20 protein-coding genes are annotated in these 20,064 nt (G+C 58.3%); 8 read left to right on the forward strand and 12 right to left on the reverse strand.

The window, feature by feature from the left end:
- Nucleotides 1-2: 2 nt before the first annotated feature.
- Nucleotides 3-2,102, reverse strand: a complete 2,100-nt coding sequence (locus tag QFI97_RS07415; RefSeq protein ID WP_346430829.1) for a TonB-dependent siderophore receptor — start codon at nucleotides 2,100-2,102, stop codon at nucleotides 3-5.
- 214 nt (nucleotides 2,103-2,316) lie between these two features.
- On the opposite strand from QFI97_RS07415, the gene QFI97_RS07420 reads away from it, so the two are divergent.
- The 5 genes from QFI97_RS07420 to QFI97_RS07440 all read left to right on the forward strand — a co-directional run bounded on the left by QFI97_RS07420 (nucleotide 2,317) and on the right by QFI97_RS07440 (nucleotide 5,701).
- A complete protein-coding gene (locus QFI97_RS07420; protein WP_346430830.1) occupies nucleotides 2,317-3,069 on the forward strand; it encodes an AraC family transcriptional regulator in 753 nt (250 codons plus the stop codon).
- Between the two features lie 153 nt (nucleotides 3,070-3,222).
- On the forward strand, nucleotides 3,223-3,504 hold the full coding sequence (locus QFI97_RS07425) for a PTS sugar transporter subunit IIB (protein WP_045857786.1): 282 nt from the start codon (nucleotides 3,223-3,225) through the stop codon (nucleotides 3,502-3,504).
- 3 nt (nucleotides 3,505-3,507) lie between these two features.
- On the forward strand, nucleotides 3,508-4,872 hold the full coding sequence (locus QFI97_RS07430) for a PTS galactitol transporter subunit IIC (protein WP_095098272.1): 1,365 nt from the start codon (nucleotides 3,508-3,510) through the stop codon (nucleotides 4,870-4,872).
- Complete coding sequence (locus QFI97_RS07435) at nucleotides 4,869-5,324, forward strand: PTS sugar transporter subunit IIA (protein WP_132513201.1); 456 nt, start codon at nucleotides 4,869-4,871, stop codon at nucleotides 5,322-5,324. The genes QFI97_RS07430 and QFI97_RS07435 overlap by 4 nt, the downstream gene beginning before the upstream one ends.
- A gap of 50 nt (nucleotides 5,325-5,374) precedes the next feature.
- A complete protein-coding gene (locus QFI97_RS07440) occupies nucleotides 5,375-5,701 on the forward strand; it encodes a helix-turn-helix domain-containing protein (RefSeq protein ID WP_095098266.1) in 327 nt (108 codons plus the stop codon).
- A gap of 22 nt (nucleotides 5,702-5,723) precedes the next feature.
- Here QFI97_RS07440 and QFI97_RS07445 read toward each other — a convergent pair whose 3' ends face one another.
- The 8 genes from QFI97_RS07445 to speB all read right to left on the reverse strand — a co-directional run bounded on the left by QFI97_RS07445 (nucleotide 5,724) and on the right by speB (nucleotide 13,546).
- The gene (locus tag QFI97_RS07445; RefSeq protein WP_346430831.1) at nucleotides 5,724-6,518 is read right to left on the reverse strand and encodes an SDR family NAD(P)-dependent oxidoreductase; all 795 of its coding nucleotides are present in this window, start codon (nucleotides 6,516-6,518) and stop codon (nucleotides 5,724-5,726) included.
- Nucleotides 6,519-6,602: 84 nt separating this feature from the next.
- Nucleotides 6,603-7,535: a 2-hydroxyacid dehydrogenase gene (locus tag QFI97_RS07450; RefSeq protein ID WP_346430832.1), complete on the reverse strand. Its 933-nt coding sequence runs from the start codon at nucleotides 7,533-7,535 to the stop codon at nucleotides 6,603-6,605.
- A 5-nt stretch (nucleotides 7,536-7,540) separates the two neighbouring features.
- Entirely contained in the window at nucleotides 7,541-8,269 is a 729-nt protein-coding gene (locus QFI97_RS07455; RefSeq protein WP_325940696.1) for a class II aldolase/adducin family protein, read from the reverse strand.
- Nucleotides 8,270-9,790: an amino acid ABC transporter permease/ATP-binding protein gene (locus QFI97_RS07460; protein WP_346430833.1), complete on the reverse strand. Its 1,521-nt coding sequence runs from the start codon at nucleotides 9,788-9,790 to the stop codon at nucleotides 8,270-8,272.
- Between the two features lie 33 nt (nucleotides 9,791-9,823).
- The gene (locus QFI97_RS07465) at nucleotides 9,824-10,627 is read right to left on the reverse strand and encodes an ABC transporter substrate-binding protein (protein ID WP_095098251.1); all 804 of its coding nucleotides are present in this window, start codon (nucleotides 10,625-10,627) and stop codon (nucleotides 9,824-9,826) included.
- 9 nt (nucleotides 10,628-10,636) lie between these two features.
- Nucleotides 10,637-11,713, reverse strand: a complete 1,077-nt coding sequence (locus QFI97_RS07470; protein WP_095098249.1) for an isopenicillin N synthase family dioxygenase — start codon at nucleotides 11,711-11,713, stop codon at nucleotides 10,637-10,639.
- A complete protein-coding gene (locus QFI97_RS07475; RefSeq protein ID WP_095098247.1) occupies nucleotides 11,713-12,573 on the reverse strand; it encodes a sugar phosphate isomerase/epimerase family protein in 861 nt (286 codons plus the stop codon). Before QFI97_RS07475 ends, QFI97_RS07470 begins: the two co-directional genes overlap by 1 nt.
- Before the next feature lie 22 nt (nucleotides 12,574-12,595).
- Nucleotides 12,596-13,546, reverse strand: coding sequence for an agmatinase (gene speB / locus QFI97_RS07480; protein ID WP_095098244.1), 951 nt, complete (start codon nucleotides 13,544-13,546; stop codon nucleotides 12,596-12,598).
- A gap of 112 nt (nucleotides 13,547-13,658) precedes the next feature.
- On the opposite strand from speB, the gene QFI97_RS07485 reads away from it, so the two are divergent.
- Complete coding sequence (locus QFI97_RS07485; RefSeq protein WP_095098241.1) at nucleotides 13,659-14,570, forward strand: LysR family transcriptional regulator; 912 nt, start codon at nucleotides 13,659-13,661, stop codon at nucleotides 14,568-14,570.
- A 43-nt stretch (nucleotides 14,571-14,613) separates the two neighbouring features.
- On the opposite strand, the gene QFI97_RS07490 is transcribed toward QFI97_RS07485, so the two are convergent.
- A complete protein-coding gene (locus QFI97_RS07490) occupies nucleotides 14,614-15,234 on the reverse strand; it encodes a transporter (RefSeq protein WP_095098238.1) in 621 nt (206 codons plus the stop codon).
- A 136-nt stretch (nucleotides 15,235-15,370) separates the two neighbouring features.
- Nucleotides 15,371-16,246 (reverse strand): 5'/3'-nucleotidase SurE, encoded by an 876-nt coding sequence (gene surE, locus QFI97_RS07495; protein ID WP_346430834.1) that lies wholly within the window; start codon nucleotides 16,244-16,246, stop codon nucleotides 15,371-15,373.
- A gap of 520 nt (nucleotides 16,247-16,766) precedes the next feature.
- Between surE and QFI97_RS07500 the strand changes: the two genes are divergently transcribed.
- On the forward strand, nucleotides 16,767-17,555 hold the full coding sequence (locus QFI97_RS07500; protein WP_095098232.1) for a histidine phosphatase family protein: 789 nt from the start codon (nucleotides 16,767-16,769) through the stop codon (nucleotides 17,553-17,555).
- Nucleotides 17,556-17,645: 90 nt separating this feature from the next.
- Entirely contained in the window at nucleotides 17,646-18,989 is a 1,344-nt protein-coding gene (locus QFI97_RS07505; protein ID WP_095098229.1) for an OprD family outer membrane porin, read from the forward strand.
- A 45-nt stretch (nucleotides 18,990-19,034) separates the two neighbouring features.
- Here the strand turns inward: QFI97_RS07505 and QFI97_RS07510 are convergent, their stop codons facing one another.
- Nucleotides 19,035-19,997, reverse strand: coding sequence for a sugar-binding transcriptional regulator (locus tag QFI97_RS07510; protein WP_095098226.1), 963 nt, complete (start codon nucleotides 19,995-19,997; stop codon nucleotides 19,035-19,037).
- Between the last annotated feature and the right edge of the window lie 67 nt (nucleotides 19,998-20,064).

The following is a 20,064-nucleotide window of genomic DNA, read 5'->3' on the forward strand; positions in this document are numbered from 1 at the left end:
GGTTACCACTTGTAGTTCAGGGTGGCGACCAGCTGACGTTTCATCGCATATTCGCAGCCGTTATCCTGGCAGGAGGCGAGATAGGTTTTGTTGGTCAGGTTGGCGGCGTTAAGCGCCACGCCCCACTCGCGCCACTGATAGCCCAATCGCGCATCGTACACCGTGGCGGCCGGGACCTTCAGGCTGTTATCGGTGGTGGCGTAGCTGCTGCCGACGTAGCGCACGCCGCCGCCGATTGAGAAGCCGTCCAGCGGGCCGCTGAGCGCATATTGCGTCCACAGTTTGGCGCTGTTGCGGGCAATCCCTACCGGATGCTTGCCTTCGCTGCCGTCGTTGGCGCTGGTGACCTGCGGATCGGTTAAGGCCCAGGATGCCAGCACCGACCAGGCCGGGGTGATGTTGATTTTCCCGTCCAGCTCGATCCCCCGGGAGCGGATCTCGCCGGTCTGCACGCTGAAGTTGGCGTGATCGGGATCGGGCGTAGCGACGTTGGTTTCGCGCAGGTTAAACAGCGCGAGGGTAAACAGGGCGTCGAGGCCGACCGGATCGTACTTCAGGCCAATCTCCGACTGCTTACCTTCGGTGGGCTTAAAGGCGCGTCCGTAGAAATCGCTGCTGCTGCTCGGCACGAACGACGTGGAGTAGCTGACGTAGGGCGCGAGGCCGTTATCGAAGTGGTAGAGCAGCCCGGCGCGGCCGGTGGTGGCGTAGTCGTTACGCTCGCTGCGGGCGTCGGTAAGCAGGTCGGTACTTTTGGTTTTCGCCGCGTCGTAGCGCCCGGCAAGGCTCATGATCCAGCTGTTCCACTCCAGCTGATCCTGCAAATAGAGGCCGGTCTGATCCATCGTCGAGTGGGTGCTGCTGTCGAAAGGCGGCTTTTCCACCGGGGTGCTGTAGTCCGGATCGCGATAGTTGATCGGGCTGGCGTCGCCGTAGCCGGACTGGCTGCGCACCGAGCTGTGCATCCGGTCAATACCGGCCAGCAGGGTGTGCTTCAGCGGGCCGGTTTGCAGATGGAATTCCGCCTGGTTATCCACCGCGAAGTTGACCATCGTCTCTTTCAGGTTCATCGAATAGCGGTCAATCAGCGGCGCGTCGGCGTGCGCGCCCCACGGATAGACCATCAGGTAGCCGCCGGTGCTGCTGATATAGCGCAGGTTCTGGCGGAAGGTGACCGTATCGTTGAAGTCGTGGCGGAACTGGTAGCCGATGCTGCCCTGCTTGCGCTCGTATTTATCGAAGCCGGGCTGTCCGCCGTAGAAGCTGGAGGAGATCTGGCCGTTCGGGTTGTGCGTCAGCGTGCCGGAGACCGGCATCTGGTTGTAGAAGCCGCTGTCCGGGTCCTTGCGCAGCTGCGCCAGGAGCGTCAGGCTGGTGCGATCGCTCGGCTGCCAGGTTAACGACGGGGCGATATCATAGTGCTGATAGCGGGTGTGATCGACCTGGGTTTCGGTATCGAAAAAGGTGCCGGCAACGCGGCCCAGCAGGGTTTTATCATCGTTCAGCGGCCCGGTCGCATCGAAGCCGGTACCAAACAGGTTATTGTTGCCGGCGGTGACGTACACCTGGCCGCCGGGCTCGGCCTGCGGGGTCTTGCTGACCATGTTGACGATCCCGCCGGGGTTAGCCTGGCCGTAGAGCACCGAGGCCGGACCTTTGACGACTTCGATGCGCGATAGCAGGAACGGGTCCCACGCCGGCCGGCTCCACCAGGCTTCGCGCGGCAGGCGCAGGCCGTCGAGATACTCGTCGGCTTCAAATCCGCGCACCAGAATGGTGTCAAAGCGGGTATCCGGCCCGGAGCTTTCCGACGAGACGCCGGAGACGTAGCGCAGCGCTTCCGGGATCGTTTTCGCCGCCTGGGCGGCAATTTGCGCCTGGGTGACGACCGCAATACTTTGCGCGGTGCGGCTAATCAGCTGGCTGGATTTGCTGGCCGCCGTCGCGCTATGGGGGACGATATTGCTTTCGTCATCCTGCCCCTGGACGTCGGGAGCGGCGGTGACCACCATCGTCTGTTCTTTTGTGCTATCCTGCCCGTTATCCGCAGTGAAGGCCTGCCCGCTGTATCCTGCGATGATCGTACATGCCAGTACTTTCAACGGTTTATCCCTGAAAAGCTTGCCAATCTGTCTCATAGCATTTCCGACTGTTATTAGAATTGGATGGAAATGATAATTATTCACCTTTAAAAGAGAAGACCGTCCGTGGCAGAATGGCGCCACTGGTCACCTGGATGTCGCCATTCGGACAAAAGTTGTCTCTAAACGCAGCAGTAAGCACAAATGGTGAGAATCAGACAAAGGGCAGGTGAAGATGACAACCCAGCACTCGATTGAAGGGCTGCGCCAGCTGAAGTACACCCCGGGCAGCGAAGAGCCGGTTCATCAGCATGAACAGGGGCAGCTGATCTACCCGCTGCGCGGGGTGGCGAAAATTGTTACCCCGCAGCATATCTGGCTGCTGTCGCCGGGGCGCGCCATCTGGCTGCCTGGCGGCCTGCCGCACGGCCTGCAGGCGGTTGACCACGTGGTAACGCAAAATCTCTATTTAACGCCTCCGGCGTCCCGACAGTTCGGCGACCGCTGCCGCGGCCTGTCCGCTACGCCGCTGCTGCAAGCGCTTATCGCCGCCGGCTTCGAAGAGGGGCTGACGGCGGAGCGGCAGGCGTTGGTTTACGCCCTGCTGAGCGACGAGCTTGCGCGTTTGCCTGCCTGCGCCCTGTGCCACGTGACGCTGCCCAGCGACCGCCGGGTGCGTCAGGTGTGCGATACGCTTTGTCGCGAGCTGGATCACGCGGCGACCCTTGCCTGGTGGGGGCAAAAGGTAGGGGCCAGCGAGCGGACCCTGGCGCGGCTGTTTCGCGAAGAGACGCATTTGAGTTTTTCCGAATGGCGTCAGCAGATCCGCCTGCTGGAGGCGGTGTGTAATCTGGCCCGCGGCGTGGCGGTGAGCACCCTGGCAAACGATCTGGGCTACGCCAGCGCCAGCGCGTTTATCGCCATGTTTCGCAAAAAGCTGGGCGTTTCGCCCCAGCGCTATATCCAGGCCACCGGCGTGAAGGGGTAGAAGAGACGCTTTAAATAAATATTAATTACTATCAATGTGTTATGTGTTTAATCTCATTCTATGTGTACTCAGTGTGTAAAATTACACACTGATCACAATTCTTAACCCGCCGTCATGATTTAATCCTCTCAACCAAAACGGAGAGGAATACTCATGAAACACATGATGATTTGTTGTGGCGCTGGCGTAGCAACCAGCACCGTTGCATTAAACAAGCTGCAGGAGTTCCTGAAAAAAGAAAATCTCCTCGCTAAGGTGCGTATTTCACAAGGCACCGTGGCGGAAGCTAAAACGCGTGATGATATTGATTTTATTGTCTCGACTTCACCCGTTGCGCTTTCCGTTCCGGTTATTAACGCTCTGCCGCTGTTGACCGGCATGGGCACCGATAAAGTTTTCAGCAGCGTGAAAGAATTAATTCTCGCCGAGGGTTAAGCCATGTTTATTGTTGATTATATTGTGGGCCTGGGCGCTTCAGTGATGATGCCGCTAATATTTATGATCCTCGGACTGATATTACGTCTGTCGCTCAGCAAAGCCCTTAAAGCTGGTTTAATGGTGGGGATTGGTTTTATCGGCTTAAGCATTACCGTTAATCTGATGATCGACTCCCTGACGCCGGTCAGCCATGCGCTGGTGGAACGCTTTGGCCTGAACCTCACCGTGCTGGACGTGGGCTGGCCCGCTGCGGCGGCGGTGGCAATGGGGACGCGGGTCGGCGCCTTGGTCATTCCGGTGTGCGTGGCTATTAACGTGCTGATGCTGTACAGCAAAACCACCCGGGTGCTGAACGTCGATATCTGGAACCTGTGGCATCACGCGTTTACCGGTTCGCTGGTCACGATTATTACCGATAGCCTCTGGCTGGGTATTTTCGCAGCTGCGATTAACTGTATTATCACGATGGTTATTGCCGACCGTACCAGCGGCGATGTCGAAAAATACCTGAACCTGCCGTCTATTTCCGTGCCGCACGGTTTCTCCGCATCATTTGTTCCGGCGGCATGGCTGGTCAATGCGATTGTCGATCGTATTCCGGTGATTCGCGATATTAAAATTGATACCGAGGTTATTCAGAAAAGGCTATCTATTCTCGGCGATCCGGCATCGCTTGGCGCAATTATCGGGGCGCTGCTGGGAATTATTGCCGGTATTGAAGTGAAGGCCATTTTACAAACGGCGATTACTATGGCGGCGGTGATGACCATTATTCCGCGAATGGCTAAAATGCTGATGGAAGGGGTCTATCCGATCAGCGAGCGTATTCAGGAAATTGCCCAGTCGCGCGCCGGTTCCTTTGGTAAAATTGCCATCGGCCTCGACTCGGCGGTCAGCGTTGGCCATCCGGTGACGCTGTCGGTATCGATGCTGATGATCCCCATTATGCTGGTGCTGGCGGCGATTATTCCGGGCAACCAGTTCCTGCCCTTCGCCTCGTTAACCGGTCTGCCGTTTGCCTTTGTGCTGGTTACCGCGGTGTGCCGTGGCGATATGTTCCGCACGCTGCTTACCGGTCTGCTGACGCTCAGCCTGGCGCTGCTGATCGGCACCAACCTGGCGCCGATCGTCACCAGCACGGCGGTGAGTACCGGCTTCTCTCTGCCGCAGGGCACCACCAGCATCAGCAGCGTGGATTACGCCGGAGCGATGCTGCCGTGGGCTATCATCCAGAGCTTCCATTTAAAAGAGATTGGCGTGGGGATCCTGACCCTGTGCACCATCGCCCTGGTGCTGTGGAACCGCCGCAAGCTGGCGCAGGAAAACGGGCAGATAGCTGAAGCGAACGCAGAGGTGGGCAAATGATGTTTAGCGCACAGCGCGTGGTGAAGTTCACCGAGGCGGTCAGCCGGACGGCGTTGCTGACCCGCCTGGCGGCAAGCCTGCAGGCCGATGGTTTGGTCAAGCCGAGCTTTAGCGAAGGGGTGCTGGAGCGGGAAAAGGTCTATCCGACGGGGATTTTTATGGAGACCCACAGCGTCGCCATCCCGCATACCGAGTTTGAGCACGTCAACCGCACCGGTTTTGCCATTGGCATTAACCTCGCGGGCGTTGAGTTCCAGCGTACCGATGAGCCTGAGGAGGCGGTAGTTCCGCAGATCGTGGTGATGATGGCAATTGATAAAACTTGCGAAAAGGTGGCAATTATTCAATCCTTGTTCGCCTTACTGGCCGATAGCGATCGCGTTAACGAAATCGTTAAAATGACGCCAGAGGAGATTGCAAAAGTGTTCACCGATGCCATCGTCACGCAGTAAGATAAATTGATGAGCTCAATACGGTGATGCCGGAAGCGAAGAGGGACAAGATGTTACGAATCAGCGACGTCATAGAGTTAGCGATGGTGAGTCGTAAAACTATCTATAACGCGATCAACAGCGGCCGGCTGAAGTACCAGCTGGTCAACGTTGATAATCGTCAGGTTCGTATGTTTTTCGAAGAGGACGTCTTCGAAGCGTTCCCCAAAACCAGCCGGGGTACCACTCAGGAACAGGAAGTGCAGGCGCTGCGAGAGGAGGTTGCCTCCCTCAAGTTTGCGCTGGCGGAGCTGCAAAAAGCGGTCAACGCGATGGATCCTGAGGGTAAGTACGAAATGACCACCGTAAAAGAGTCGTCAAAAACGCCCGACCGCTAGCCGGCGGACGGGCGTCGCGTCATCAGACGATATCGTCCACCACGCCGCCGTCAACGCGCAGCGCCGCACCCGAGGTCGCCGAGGCCTGGGTCGAGCAGACGTACACCACCATATTCGCCACCTCTTCCACCGATGCCGCGCGCTGAATCACCGACGCGGGGCGATGGGCCATGACAAACTCTTTCGCCAGCTGCTCCAGCGGTTTCCCGGTCCTGGCGACTTCTTCTTTCATCATTTCGGCAAAGCCGTCGGAAAGGGTGGGGCCCGGCAGCACGCTGTTGACGGTGACGCCGCTGCCGGCGACGTATTTCGCCAGCCCGCGCGCCAGCGACAGCTGGGCGGTTTTGGTCACCCCGTAGTGAATCATGTCCGCCGGAATGTTGCGCGCCGATTCCGAAGAGATAAACACCACCCGGCCCCAGCCTTTTTGCACCATCGCCGGCAGCAGGGCGCGCGCCAGGCGCACGCCGGACATCACGTTGGTCTGCCAGTAGTTTTCCCAGGTCTCGTCATCGGTTTCATAAAAATCCTGCGGGCCATAGATGCCGGCGTTGTTGACCAGAATATCGATGCCGACCAGCGCCTGCAGCAGCTGATTCACGCCCTGCACGCCGCTCAGATCGGCGACCGCCGGACGCGTTCTGGCGCCAGGAACTTCGTTTTGTAAGCGGGAGATGGCCGCGTTAACGCTGCGTTCGCTGCGCCCGTTAATCACCACCTCCGCGCCGCTGGCCGCCAGCCCTTTGGCGATAGCAAAACCAATGCCCGCCGTGGAGGCGGTGACCAGCGCGACTTTCCCCGATAAATCAATCTTCATAACCTTGGCCTTATTGTGTGAGCAACAGACCATTAAGCGTAGCAGCTGACGCCCGCGCCGGGCGGAGACAGAGGTTGCAAGGTGTTAATAGCCCATCTGTTTATTGACCAGATTTTTCAGCGGCAGCGCCTGCTGCAGGCGCTGAATATTTTCCAGCAGCTGGCGAGCGATCACCTGCGCCGGGGCGATGGAGGCGATATGCGGAGTGATGACCACCCGCGGATGCGACCACAGCGGATCGGCGTCCGGCAGCGGTTCGACGGGGAAGACGTCCAGCACCGCGCCCGCCAGCCGGCCGCTGTCCAGCGCCTGCAGCACATCGTGATTCACCATATGCTCGCCGCGTCCGCAGTTGATCAGCACCGCTCCGGCCGGGAGCTGGTCGAGCAGAGGCTGCGCGAGGATGCCGCGGGTCTGCTCGGTGAGCGGCAGCACGTTGATCAGCGCGTCCAGTTCGCCCAGGAAATCAGCGGCCTGCGCATCGCCGTGGTAGCAGCGCACGCCCGCCAGGCGCTTTTCGCTTCGCGCCCAGCCGGAGACGCAGTACCCCAGCCCGGCAAGGCGAGCGGCGATGTAGCCGCCGATTTCACCGAGCCCCATCACCCCGACGTGAAAATCGCCGGCGGCCCGCTGCGGGTAGGCCTGCCACACCCGCTCGCGCTGATGCGCCAGCGCGCGGTCAAAGTGGCGCTGAAACCACAGCACGCCCCACAGCGCATATTCGAACATCCCGTGACGAAAATCTTCATCCACCACCCGGCATAGCGGAACCTGGCTGGCGAACACCTCTTCGGGAAGATGGTCGACCCCGGCCGAAGCGGCCTGGATGAGTTTTAGCTCCGGCGAGCGGGCCAGCAGCTGAGGGTCGGGAAACCAGCAGCTGGCATACTCCGCGCGACCTGCCGCCGGATGGTCGGGCAGGACCGCCGTCACGTGGGGAAAAAGGTGCAGCGCGTCGCAAATCTCGCGGGCGTAGTTTGGGTCGTTGCAGTCGACAACGATAGTCAGGTTCGGCATAGGCGTTAGTCTTTATAAGAGGTGTCGAGGCGGTTAAGGCGGCGCAGCCACGCCTGCCAGACCTGCTGGCGCTCGTGCTCCACGCCCATCAGCTGTTCGCAAGCGTGCTGGCTCAGGTGCGCCGGGATGAGGTGAATCGGGCTGAGCTGGGCGAGCTGGGCGGCGGCCATCTGAATTTCGCAGGCGCGGTTGAGGTAGTACATGATGCAAAACGCATCGGCGACGCTGCGCCCGACCGACAGCAGCCCGTGGCTCTGCAAAATCATGGCGATATTATCCCCGAGCGAGCGCTGAATACGCTCGCGTTCGTCGAGGTCAAACGCCACGCCTTCATACGGGTGATAGCCGACGCGCTGATAAAACTCGGTGCTGATCTGGTTAAGCTGCAGCAGGCCATCCTGACAGGCGGCGACCGCCATCCCCGGCAGCGTATGGGTGTGGATCACGCAGTGGGCATCCTCCCGCGCCATATGCACCGCGCTGTGGATGGTAAAACCGGCCGAGTTAGCCGGGGCGTGGCCTTCCACCACCTTGCCCTGCATATCGACGACAATCAGATTGCTGGCGGTCACTTCATCGAACATCATGCCGAACGGGTTAATCAGAAACCGCGGTTCGCCGTCGCCCGGCAGGCGCACCGAAAAGTGGGTATAGAGCGTATCTTCCCAGCCAAACAGCGCCGCCAGGCGGTAGGCGGCGGCCAGATCCTGGCGCAGTTCACGTTCAGTAGCCATTTATTGTACTCCCATAAATTCACGGATGCGGGTCAGTGTCGGATCGCTGGCGCCGTCGCGAATGCGCCGGGGAGGCACATCGCTCACCACTACGCCGTTTTCCATCATCACCACCCGGTCGGAAATGGATAACGCGAAGTCCATCTCATGGGTCACGATCAGCATCGTCATCCCTTCGCGGGCGAGAGACTGAATCACCTTCAGCACCTCACCAACCAGCTCCGGGTCCAGCGCCGAGGTGGGTTCGTCAAACAGCATGATGTCCGGTTTTAAGGCCAGCGCCCTGGCGATGGCAACGCGCTGCTGCTGGCCGCCGGAGAGCTGCCAGGGGTATTTTTCGGCGTGGGCCAGCAGCCCGACGCGATCCAGCAGATAGAGGGCCTGCTCTTTTGCCACGCGGCGATCGACCAGCTTGTGATACAGCGGGGCGAGCATGACGTTGTCGAGCACCGACCGGTGAGGAAACAGGTTGAAGCCCTGGAAAACCATGCCGATACGGCGCACGCCGGCGCGCATCTGCGGCTTATCGACGATCGCCGCGCCTTTCAGGTAATCTTCGCCGTAGAGAATAATTTCCCCGCCATCGATGCTTTCCAGGGCGTTGATGGTGCGGATCAGGGTGGTTTTGCCCGACCCGGATGGCCCGATGATGCTGATGACCTCGCCGTTATCGACCTTCAGATCGATGCCTTTCAGCACCTGATGCTGGCCCCAGGATTTTTCGATCGCCCGCAGATCGAGAGCCGGCGGGTTGCCGCTGGCGGGTTCGGCTTTCGCCGCCTGCGGCGGCGCTTTCAGGCTCTGGCGCAGGGTCTCGCATTCGGCGTCGTTGAAGGTTTGCGGGCGCTTTTGCTGAATATCGAGCCGGTTTTCCAGCGCCCGGAACAGCCAGGTAAATACCGTCACCACCATTACGTAGTACACCGCCACCGCCAGCAGCGTCTCCATCACGAGGAAGTTCTGCGCGTACAGCCGCTGGCCGGTGAGCAGCAGTTCCGGTAAAGAGATCACCGACAAAATCGAGCTGAGTTTAATGATGGTGATGTATTCATTAATCATCGTGGGCAGCGAGATGCGAAACGCCTGCGGGATAATAATCAGGCGCTGAATGCCGATAAAGCTGAAGCTTAAGGCGTGGCCGGCTTCGCTTTGTCCTTTCGCCACTGAAATTAAACCGCCGCGATGAATTTCCGCCATATAGGCCGCCTCGGTGACGGTCATCGAGACCAGGCCGGCAATAAACGGAATGCCGAGCAGCGGCTGGGTGGCCGGAAACAGCTGCGGCAGGTTATAGACAAACACCAGCAGCACCATTAGCGGCACGCTGCGGAAAAACCAAATATAGAGTTCGACGGGAACCTTCAGCCAGCGCGGGCCGGAGAGCTTCGCGCAGGCTAAAAGAAAACCTAATACCAGGCCAATAAACCACGACAATGAACTGACGACGATGACGGTAACGCACGCCTGCCAGAATGCCCCAATGCTAAATAACGAGAAAAAGTATCCCCAATCGAACTCCATACCGACTCCTGTTGCGCATTGGCTTGATCGTATTTAATCGATGCGTTCTAAATTGTATTTTTTGATGATGGCGTCATATTTGCCGTTGGCTTTTAAGGTGGCTAACGTCGATTTAATCGCCTCCACCAGTTCGCTATTGCCTTTGCTGACATAAATCCCCAGCGGCAGGGGATAGACCAGCCGCGTGGAGCTAATCGCCAGCCGCCCGCGGCTCTTATCGACAAGAATTTGCGCCGCCGGAGCGATCTCTAACTGCGCGCTAATATTTTTTGATATCAGGGCCTGGGAGACTTCCGGGGCGGTCGGGAACTCCTGAATGCTAATCGCCGGCTTACCGTTTTTCAGACAGTACTCGTCGGAGTGATTTTTCAGGCTGGCGACCCAGCTGGTGCCCTGCTGTAGCCCGACCTTGACGCCGCATAGTTCGTCTTCCGTTTTCGGCTGAATCTCGCCGCTCTTCAGGGCGATAATTGACGCGCCGGATAAGGCGTAAGGCACCGCGTCGGCCTGTTTAAGGCGCTCCGGCGTGATGTACATTCCGGAGATCACCGCGTCGTATTTCTTGCCAATCCCTAAGATCAGGCTGGTGAATTTGGTATCGATCAGCTGCGGTTTGGCCTTCAGCTGCTCGGCAATCAGCGCGGCGAATTCCGGGTCGAGGCCGACGATGTTGTTATTGCTGTCGTAAGATTCAAACGGCGGATAGGTCACCTCCATCCCGACTTTAAATACGCCATCCGTCAGCAGTTCTGCCGCCTGGGTCAGCGGTGAAAAGCAGGCGGCGACGGCGATGCCCAAAGCCACACGGCGCGAGAGCTTATGGAGCGTTTTTTTCATCATGTATCCTCACGGGTTAGTTACGGTTTTTTGCTGGGCTTGTTTTTTCAGATGACCAAAGGTGTTGGTGCCTCGGGCGCGTTCCGGGAGCTGCAGCTCGCCTTTGTTGACCTTCTCGCGCAGGTAGCGATAGGTCTGCAACGCCTGGCTCCACATATGCTCGCCAATGCTCAGTTCCTGATAGTCGCTGGCCTCTCCGGCGGTTAAAAAGTTGGGCAGCGGGCGGATCAGGGTGTGGTAATCGCAGGCGAAGAACAGCGGGAAGGAGTAGCGCTCCTGCGGCACCTTGCGGACACGGTGGGCTGTAGCAACAAATGTGCCAGCGCTTAGCACTTCCAGCATGTCGCCGATATTGATCACGAAAGCCTCTTCTCCGGCGGCGCTCTTCGCCGGCGGGGCGTCGATCCAGGCGCTATCTTCATTCAGCACCTCAAGGCCCGGCTGGTCGGCGAGCAGCAGGGTGAAGCACTCGTAATCGGTGTGTGCACCAATACCGGGAACGTCTTCGGCGCTGGCGTCAAAGGGGTAGTGGATCAGGCGCAGCTTCGACGGCGGGCAGGTCACCATCGCCTTGAAATACCCTTCCGGCAGGCCAAGGGCGAGGGCGAAGGCGTCAAACAGGCGATGGCCGAGGGCAAATACGGCTTCATAGTAGGCCAGCACCCGGGACTGAAACTCGGGCAGCTGCGGCCACTCGTTGGCGCCAATCAGCGGCGTGCCGGCCAGCACAAACGGGTGGTCATCCGCGGCCTGAAAGCCAATATCAAACGCTTCTTTGTGGTCCGGTTTACCGGAGCCGTAGATCTCTTCCCCTTCCGGGACGTAGCCTTTGTGGCTGCGGGAGTGGCCGATGTAGTACTGCATCTTTTGATCCATCGGCAGGGCGAAGAGCCGTTTGGCCGCCGTGCGGATCCCGGCGATCAGCTCAGGGGCAATGCCGTGGCCGGTGATGTAGAAAAAGCCGACTTCCCGCGCCGCTTTGCCGATGGTGTCGGCGACGGCCTGGCGTTTTGCCAGACTGTCGCTGGCCAGATCGCTGATATCGATGGTCGGTAACTCAGTGAAAGAACTTTTTGCGACGCTCATTACGACAGATCCTTTTCGGTTAGCGATAAAAACTCGGCGAAATGCTGCTGTTCATGTTTCGCCATCCATGCATTCAGCGACCACAGATCGGCCACCGGGACGTTGGTGAACGGCAGGTGGTGCAGATAGCCGTCAGGGCCAAACTCAGGCGTCAACGTGGTTTGCTGATACCCGCGCCGGCGCTGCGACTGCCAGACCTGCTGCCAGAAGCGCTGCTGAAACTGCAGCGCGGCCTGATATTCCGGCGCCGCCGGGTGCGGCACCTGCGGCCCCTGGTCGTAGCCGGCGCGGGCCTGGACGTGGTGCACGCGGTCGATAAAGGCGCTGAAATCATCGCAGGGGTCATCCAGCAGACGCTCGCTCACCACCAGCCAGTGGCTGATATCGGCGGTAAAGCGCAGCTGCGGCAGCTGCTGGATAATTTCCAGAGTCAGCCACGGGCTATACAGCGAGGTGGCGCGATGGGTTTCAAAGCTGCAGATCAGTTCGCTGGCGGCGGCCAGCTCGTGGGCCCGGCCGAGAAAATCCACCTGCTGCGCCAGCGGCCAGCGGTCGTTGCCGGCCAGCAGATTGACAAAGCGCGGATTCAGCGTCTTTGCCTCTGCAAAGCGGCTTTTTAAGCGCTCCAGATGCTGGAGCGGCGTTTCGGCCTGCGCCGGGATCACGCCGCCGCCGCTGAAGAGGATGGCGATATACTCCAGTTCGGACTCCTGCAGGCGCCGGGCCAGCGTCTGCCGCTCATCGGCGCTCAGCGGGACCCGCGCCTCGATGCCGCAGCAGCCGACGCTTTTTAGCTCGCTGAGGGTTTGTTGCCACGGGGTCGTCACGCCCCAGAGGGTGCGAAAAACCTTGAGCTGCATGGTTGGCTGCATTCTGAATCCCCTATGGATATTTCACGCCCGGCAGGACGCAGAGCATTTCATACAGCAGGTTGGCCGCCAGCTGGGAGGTGTTGCCGCTGATATCGTAAGGCGGGGAGACCTCAACCAGGTCGCAGCCAATCAGGTTCAGGCCGCGGCAGCCGCGGACGATCTCCAGCGCCTGAATGGAGGTCAGGCCGCCGACTTCCGGGGTGCCGGTGCCGGGCGCCCAGATGGGGTCGAGGCTGTCGATATCGAAGCTGAGATAGACCGGGCCTGCGCCCATCTGCTGGCGAACCTCCGCCATTAGCGGCGCCAGCGACCGGTGCCAGCACTGCTCCGCCTGCACCAGACGAAAGCCCTGGTCGACGCCCCACTGGAAGTCGCCGGCGGCGTAACCCTGGGCGCGCTGGCCAATCTGCACCACCCGTTTAAGATCCAGCAGCCCCTCTTCGACGGCGCGGCGGAAGGTGGTGCCGTGGGCGATTTTCTCGCCGAACATGTCATCGTTGGTGTCGGTGTGGGCATCCACATGAATCAGCCCGACCGGGCCATGTTTTTTGGTCAGGGCGCGGAGAATCGGCAGGGTGATGGTGTGGTCTCCCCCGAGGGTCAGCGGGATGAGCGGAAAACTATTTAAACCGGTGTAGTAATCCTCGATGATCTGCACCGATTTGAGCAGGCTGTAGGTATTTATCGGTACGTCACCGATATCGGCCACCGATAGCGATTCAAAAGGCGCCGCGCCGGTTGCCATGTTGTAGGGACGAATCATCACCGATTCGGCGCGGATATAGCGCGGTCCGTAGCGGGTGCCGGACCGCTGCGACGTGCCGATATCCAGCGGGATGCCAACGAAAGCCGCATCAAGCCCCTGTAAATCTTCGATAAAAGGCAGTCGCATCATCGTTGCGCGGCCGCCGAAACGCGGCATCTCGTTGCCACCCTGCGGTTGATGAAAGACGTTATCCATTTCAGCTCCTGAATCTGACACACAAATGCTCGATAAGGTGATAGTGCGAAAGATGTGCTGGACTTTAAATCGTCTGCTGTAAATACTTAGTTCATTTAATGGTGAACTAATCATGCTCAACGACGGCAGCCTTAACATTCGCCAACTGCAGATTTTTGAGGCGGTGGCCCGCCTTGAAAGCTACGGCAGAGCCCAGCAGGAGCTGGGGATTTCCGTGTCGGCGATCAGCAACGCGATGTCTCAGCTGGAAGGCCAGCTGGGGTTTAGCCTGTGCCAGCGCGGGCGCGGCGGCTTTGCGCTGACCGAGAAAGGGCAGCAGTTTTTACAGCAGGCGATTCGGGTGCTAAGCGAGCTGAACGAGCTGGAACGCCAGTCGGCGCTGCTGAAGGGCGAGCACAGCGGCACGATTTGCATCTCGACGCTCGACTCGATTGAAACCGAAACCGCGCTGTCGCTGCCGGTGGTGCTGCGCAGCTTCAGCGATAAGTTTCCCCACGTGCATATCAAACTGATTATCCGCACTCCGGCGGAGCAGCTGAACGGCGTGCTCAACAACCATATCGATCTGGCTATCGGCAGCTACAACTCCCAGGTGCATAACATCATCAGCGAGCCGCTCTATCGCGAGCAGCACTGGCTCTACTGCAGCGACCTGCACCCGATGTTCTTCAGCCGCCAGCTTGATAAAGAGCACATCAGCCAGTGCCCGCTGGTGACCCGCAGCTACTGGAATACCAGCGATCTGCGGCGGCGCGGTTTCAGTAAAGGCAGCGCCACCGTGGAGACGGTCGATGCGCAGCTGCTGCTGATCCTGTCGGGGAAATATATCGGCTATCTCCCGGAACACTACGCCTGGCCGTGGATCAAGGAGAACCGGCTGCGGGTGCTGCTGCCCAACGAGTTCGGCTTCCAGTCGCCGTTCTCGGCGATTTGCAAACGCGGGCGCAGCAACGAGCCCTATCTGAAAGAGTTTCGTAATTTACTGAAGAAGAATACCGTCGCCAGGCCGAAGTGGAACTATTAAGGGCCGCCGGGGCATTGCGGCGTTGCCCCGGGGACGCGCGCGATCAGGCGCTGGCCGTTGCCGAAGTGCGGGCGAGATAGCGAAAATAGCAGTAGTAGCCGATTGATGCCGTCAGGCACAGCATATAGCCAAACGACTCGCTGCCCTCTTCGACGGCGTTTTTCACGGCCCGGGCGTAATCCTCGGCAAGGATGGCGAACCACAGGCCGTGCATGCCGAACAGACGCGAGAAGACCAGCACCGCCAGCAGGCCGCTGAGCATCATCCCGTACCAGGGCGTGCGGGTATATTGCGCCAGCTGCGCGAGGGTCTGACGGAAATGGATTAGCGGATAAATAAGCGTACAGAGCGTGGAGAACAGGGCAAACCAGACCCAGCTACCGTGGGAAATAAGATCGAAGGCCGCATCCAGTTCACGAATCAGCATCGCGAGGAAAAAGCCGCCGACGAGAATATTACAGTAGCGCAGAAGCGTATATCTCTTCGCCAGCCAGAAGTGAATCAGCACGATCGTCATCAGCACCAGTTCCTGCACTATTTCGGTGAGCGATATTTCCGCAATATTGTTATCAAAGACCCGCACGTCCATCCACAGGCAGAGCACCGCGACGGCGGAGGCGAAGGCCGCGCCGAGGAAGAAGAGAAAGCTTCTGAGTACAGACATTAGCACCACGTTATATATTGAAAAACAATATGGTAAGTGCCGTATTTATAACTTCCTCTTCACTTCGTGCTCCTTTTCCGCTGTTTTTTAACCTATCGAGCTTTTTTCCGCTCAGGGCGGGCGGTGATGACGGTCGTCACTGGCCTAACAGCGCCTGGTAGCGGGCGGTAAACTGCGGGGCGTTCCACGAGCCGTCAAAAAGGGTATAGGTGATATAGCCCTTGTTGAGCCAGCCGGAGTCGGTGTCGTCCAGGGTTGGAGCGAGCGCCGCCGGGTTTAGGGTCTGTTTCGCCTTGCCATCGGCCGTTAGCTCATAGCCGATCTGCGGCGTCGGGAACGCTTCGTTATCGATGTAGCGCACGCCTTTGATATCGGCTTTTGCCAGCGGCGGATAGTTAATACTCAGCCCGGACCCTTTGGGTAAGACGGGAGCGTCCGGGGTACGTTTGGCGCTGAGGGTATCGACCACGCCGACGACGTAATCGACCGACTCCGGCCAGTATTTATGCGTGGCCGGCCAGCCGTTTTTCATCTCCTCTGCGCTAAAGATGTAGCCGATGCTGGCGGCGATCGCCGGGATGCCGTAGCGCACGGCGCGGGCGGCGGCGCTGACGGTACCGGAATTCACCTGCGCCATGCCGGTGTTGGGGCCGTCGTTAACTCCGGAGATAACCAGGTCCGGCGGAGCGTCCTTCAGCAGGCCGCGAAGCCCAAAGTCAACGGCGTCCGCCGGGGTGCCGGGGAAGCAGTAGCGCCTGTCGGCGACCTTTTGTAAGTCGAAGATCTTGCCGGTTTTAAAGGTGATGGCGGAACCTATGCCGCTTTGGTTGGTGGCGGGGGCGACCATCCAGACGTCGTAGCCTTTGGCTGCCAGTTTGTCCTGCAGCGAGGTGCTGCCCGGCGATTCGCAGCCGTCGTCGTTGACGATCAGTATTTTCAGCGCGGGCCGGGCCGCTTCGGCGGCGAAGGCGACGGTGGAGAGCAGAGCGGCGGTGAGGATTATTGTTTTCACTTTGTATCCTTGCATTTGATGGAAGGGCCTGAATCGGGCGCAAAAAAAAACCTAAGACTCCTGCCCGCAGCGCTGCTGCGACAAGTATCTTAGGTTTTGCCTGCGTTCAGTAACAATCCCGGATAGCCACGAAAATACGCCAGGATGCGGCCATCGTCCAGGGAAAGACTATTTTTTGTGAGCGGCTTCAATAAATAAAGCTGTTATTAACGATGTTCGCCACAGGGGATTTTCTGCGGCAGGTTATGTTTCTGTATGGGGCTTATTAGTCGATGTATGAATATTGGATTAAATATATTGCGCTAAGCCTGCTGGATATGCGTGCGATCACATTTATTAATTTGCCCCATAAAAGAGAGTGGCGTTACTCCGCATTGATGATATTGTCGCCATAATTGGATTGTTACTGTGTATACAGGCAAAACCTACGTCAGATAGCGGAAGCGGTGATCATCACTTTCGCTATTGAACGTAGGTTTTTTTGTTTTCATTACAGGTATGGATAACGAAGGGATATAACATGAAAAGATGGCTGTTAGCTTTAATAGTGGTTGCCAGTAGCGTCACCTCGGCTGCGGAAAATAAAACACCGGTCGCTGAGGATGATACGGTAAATATCTATTTTGCCCGTCATGGGAAAACGCTGCTTAATACCTTTGACCGCGTTCAGGGATGGGCCGACTCCCCGCTAACCGAGGACGGATTGCGGGTGGCGCGTTATTTAGGCGAAGGGCTCAGGGGGATTCAATTCGACAGTTTCTACACCAGCGATGCCGGGCGGCAGCGCGAAACGATGGCGGTTATTTTGACGCAGGCGGGGATCGCCAACTATCGACCGACCGAGCTGGTGGGGCTTCGCGAAGCGTTCTTCGGCGGGTTCGAGGGCGGCCTGAATCGGGATATGGCCGCGGCGGGAGCCCGTCAGCTGGGGCTGGCCGACGCTGCGGCGCTGTACCGGGAGATGAAGGCCGGTACGCTGTCGGTGCGCGATAGCCAGAACGCTCTCGCCAGCGCCGATCCCAAGGGGATGGCGGAGAACTACGACCAGGTGAAGAGTCGCGTCCAGGCGGCGCTGGCGACCATTCTTGCGAAGGCGAAAGCCAGCGGTGATAAAAATATTCTGGCGATTTCATCCGGAACGGCGATGCAGATAATGATCTCCGACCTGACTGACGATCCGGCAAAAAATAAGCCTTTAGCCAACGCGGCGGTAGTCAAAATTACCTATCAGAACGGCCGCTATCGGGTAGCTGACATCGGTTCGTTAAAATACGTTGAGGCCGGAAAAAAGGCGCTCGACGAAAAATAAAATAACGCTTACGGCACGCTTTTTTGGCCGCCCACTTATTATTACCCTGAATCGGTAAGGACGGGGTGCGGCCCTACTCTGGGATATCATATGAATCTGACTCGCGTTACCGCAGCGCTTATCGCGCTTAGCGCTTCAGCTACCGCCTGGGGCGTCGATAATAATGAAGAGACGCAGCATTTCAAGGCAATAAACGACCTTATTAACGAACCGTTTTTTCGTGATTCACAAATGACGTTATCGTTAAAAAACTACTGGAAATATCTTAAGGAAGAGAACTCAAATCCTAAGCACGTACATAATGCGTGGGGGCAGGGAGTCGCCGTCGATTATCAGTCGGGTTATTTTTACGATACGCTTGGGGCCGATGTTGTCTATTATAGCGCCGTCAAGCTGGGAGCCAGCGATTACTTTAACTCGCGCGGCGTGCTTTACAATAACGGTACCGGTAATAATAAAGGTAATGCCGAAGGCTTCTCCAAATTTGGCCAGCGCAACCTGAAGCTGAAGTATAGCATCGCAGATATGCGGCTTAACGCCCGCTGGGGCTGGCAGGTGCTGAAAAACTATGGCGTCATCTCGACCTCGACGCGGCTGTCGCCGACCACCTACTCCGGCTGGAGCGGCTCTCTGAGCTATGACGGCCTGACGCTGCGCGGCGCGTACGTGGAAAACTCGATGGATCGCAACTCGCCTGACAAGAAGCATTTCCAGACCAACGCCGGGCGCGAGATTAACCACCTGGCCAGCGGCGAGCTGCTGTGGAAAAGCCGCTATCTGGATCTGCAGTATGGCTATGGCGAAAGCGATAACTATCTGCGCCGCCACCTGCTGTTTGCCAATCTCAGGCCGATAGCGCCTCTGAATATCGGTACGCAGATATACGCGACCCATGCTCTTGATGAATATCGCGCGATGCCCGCGAACAGGCGTGACTTCGATAATAACGCCCGCCATTTTGCCCTTGACGCCACGTGGAAAGCGGAGCGCTGGAGCAGCAAATGGGGCATCGGCTATACCGACGCTAAAAAAGCGAACGAGGTGGGTTTTTACCCGCGGCATATGAGCAAAAACTCCCGCGGCACGTTTATCTCAATGGCCTACGCGGGCGACGACTACATGCGCGACGGAGAGCTGGTGCTGGCGAATATCTCAGACTACCAGCTGACTCCGCAGCTGGCGATCGGCCTGGCCGGCAACATTGCCCGGTTTAACTACCGGGGCAATCACGTGCGCAGCGGTGAAATTAACGCCTTCAGCCGCTGGGTTCCTTCCGACCCGCTGTTTAAGAACCTGACGGTATGGGTGATGTTTGGTCCGGGCTGGTCGTACAAAAGCAGCGGAAAAACGCCGGTGCTGACCGACGGCCGCTACACCCGAACCCACACGCTGGCTTCAGAAGCGATCGTTGAATACCGCTTCCGCCTGTTCTGATGACCCGGAAGCGTAATATGTCGGGCTAGCGGGCAGCCCGACGGATTACTGGCTCATGCTTAAAATCGTGCGAATGTTGCGGGCGCTGGTGGCGATGATATCGATTGCCCCGGTGCGCAGCGCGCCCATAATCGCCATCGCTTTGGTATTTTCAGACGCAATCGCAATCACGCAGGGGATCTGCTTGAGCTCTTCAACGCTCAGGCCAATCACGCGGTTGTCCATCACCGTGTTGACGTGCTCGCCGCGGGAGTTGAAGAAGTCGTAACCGGCTACGTCGCCGATGACGCCCTGGTTAATACTGGCGTCGTTGATCTCCTGCGGCGTGAACCAGCCCAGCTTCACCATGTAGCTTTCTTCGTTCATATCGCCGATGCCAACCAGGGCAATATCGGCCTTGCGGGCGCGATCGAGCGTCTCTTTAATGGTGCCGTTCTGCAGCAGCAGCTCTTTTAACTGCATGTTTTCGACATAGGCCGGCGCGTACAGAGACTCGCTGCTGCCGCCAAATTTCTTCGCCAGCAGGCGGCTGATATGATCGGCGTTGATGATATCGCCCGGCCGATGGGTGCCGCCGATGCCGCAAATAAAGCGACAGTCGCGCGCCTGGATGGTGCCGGAGAATTCCGCGACCGCCGCCACGTTGCGACCCTGACCCACCGCCACCACCACGTTATCTTTCAGCATATTGTTGAGGTGGCTGGAGACCAGGGTGGCAACCTGGCGACGCTGCTCCTCTTCATCGTTATGGTCGAGGGCGATAAGCGCGCGGCTGATGGGGAAACGATCTTTGAGCTGCTTTTCAAGCTGGGTACTGAAGATCGGGTGGTAGCGGACGTTGATCTCGACGATCCCTTCTTCTTTTGCTCGTTTTAGCAGACGTCCGACCTTAATACGCGAGAAGCCAAATTTGTTGGCAATCTCTTCCTGCGTTATCTCATCACAGTAATAGGCTACGGCAATCTCGGTCAGTAGCTCATATTCCTGGGACGCGCTCGATTTTTCCATTCGGCTGCTTTCTCCACGCGATAGATTAATGTTTAGGGGGTGAACATTTGCTGAAAGTATATCAGAA

It is taken from the genome of Klebsiella scottii (assembly GCF_036561945.1).
Lineage (GTDB): Bacteria > Pseudomonadota > Gammaproteobacteria > Enterobacterales > Enterobacteriaceae > Klebsiella > Klebsiella scottii.

Excerpts from the sequence above, each read along its gene's own strand:
- QFI97_RS07420 (WP_346430830.1), top strand. The coding sequence starts at position 2,317 with ATGACAACCCAGCACTCGATTGAAGGGCTGCGCCAGCTGAAGTACACC.
- QFI97_RS07425 (WP_045857786.1), top strand. The coding sequence starts at position 3,223 with ATGAAACACATGATGATTTGTTGTGGCGCTGGCGTAGCAACCAGCACC.
- QFI97_RS07430 (WP_095098272.1), top strand. The coding sequence starts at position 3,508 with ATGTTTATTGTTGATTATATTGTGGGCCTGGGCGCTTCAGTGATGATG.
- QFI97_RS07435 (WP_132513201.1), top strand. The coding sequence starts at position 4,869 with ATGATGTTTAGCGCACAGCGCGTGGTGAAGTTCACCGAGGCGGTCAGC.
- QFI97_RS07440 (WP_095098266.1), top strand. The coding sequence starts at position 5,375 with ATGTTACGAATCAGCGACGTCATAGAGTTAGCGATGGTGAGTCGTAAA.
- QFI97_RS07445 (WP_346430831.1), bottom strand. The coding sequence starts at position 6,518 with ATGAAGATTGATTTATCGGGGAAAGTCGCGCTGGTCACCGCCTCCACG.
- QFI97_RS07450 (WP_346430832.1), bottom strand. The coding sequence starts at position 7,535 with ATGCCGAACCTGACTATCGTTGTCGACTGCAACGACCCAAACTACGCC.
- QFI97_RS07455 (WP_325940696.1), bottom strand. The coding sequence starts at position 8,269 with ATGGCTACTGAACGTGAACTGCGCCAGGATCTGGCCGCCGCCTACCGC.
- QFI97_RS07460 (WP_346430833.1), bottom strand. The coding sequence starts at position 9,790 with ATGGAGTTCGATTGGGGATACTTTTTCTCGTTATTTAGCATTGGGGCA.
- QFI97_RS07465 (WP_095098251.1), bottom strand. The coding sequence starts at position 10,627 with ATGAAAAAAACGCTCCATAAGCTCTCGCGCCGTGTGGCTTTGGGCATC.
- QFI97_RS07470 (WP_095098249.1), bottom strand. The coding sequence starts at position 11,713 with ATGAGCGTCGCAAAAAGTTCTTTCACTGAGTTACCGACCATCGATATC.
- QFI97_RS07475 (WP_095098247.1), bottom strand. The coding sequence starts at position 12,573 with ATGCAGCTCAAGGTTTTTCGCACCCTCTGGGGCGTGACGACCCCGTGG.
- speB (WP_095098244.1), bottom strand. The coding sequence starts at position 13,546 with ATGGATAACGTCTTTCATCAACCGCAGGGTGGCAACGAGATGCCGCGT.
- QFI97_RS07485 (WP_095098241.1), top strand. The coding sequence starts at position 13,659 with ATGCTCAACGACGGCAGCCTTAACATTCGCCAACTGCAGATTTTTGAG.
- QFI97_RS07490 (WP_095098238.1), bottom strand. The coding sequence starts at position 15,234 with ATGTCTGTACTCAGAAGCTTTCTCTTCTTCCTCGGCGCGGCCTTCGCC.
- QFI97_RS07500 (WP_095098232.1), top strand. The coding sequence starts at position 16,767 with ATGAAAAGATGGCTGTTAGCTTTAATAGTGGTTGCCAGTAGCGTCACC.
- QFI97_RS07505 (WP_095098229.1), top strand. The coding sequence starts at position 17,646 with ATGAATCTGACTCGCGTTACCGCAGCGCTTATCGCGCTTAGCGCTTCA.
- QFI97_RS07510 (WP_095098226.1), bottom strand. The coding sequence starts at position 19,997 with ATGGAAAAATCGAGCGCGTCCCAGGAATATGAGCTACTGACCGAGATT.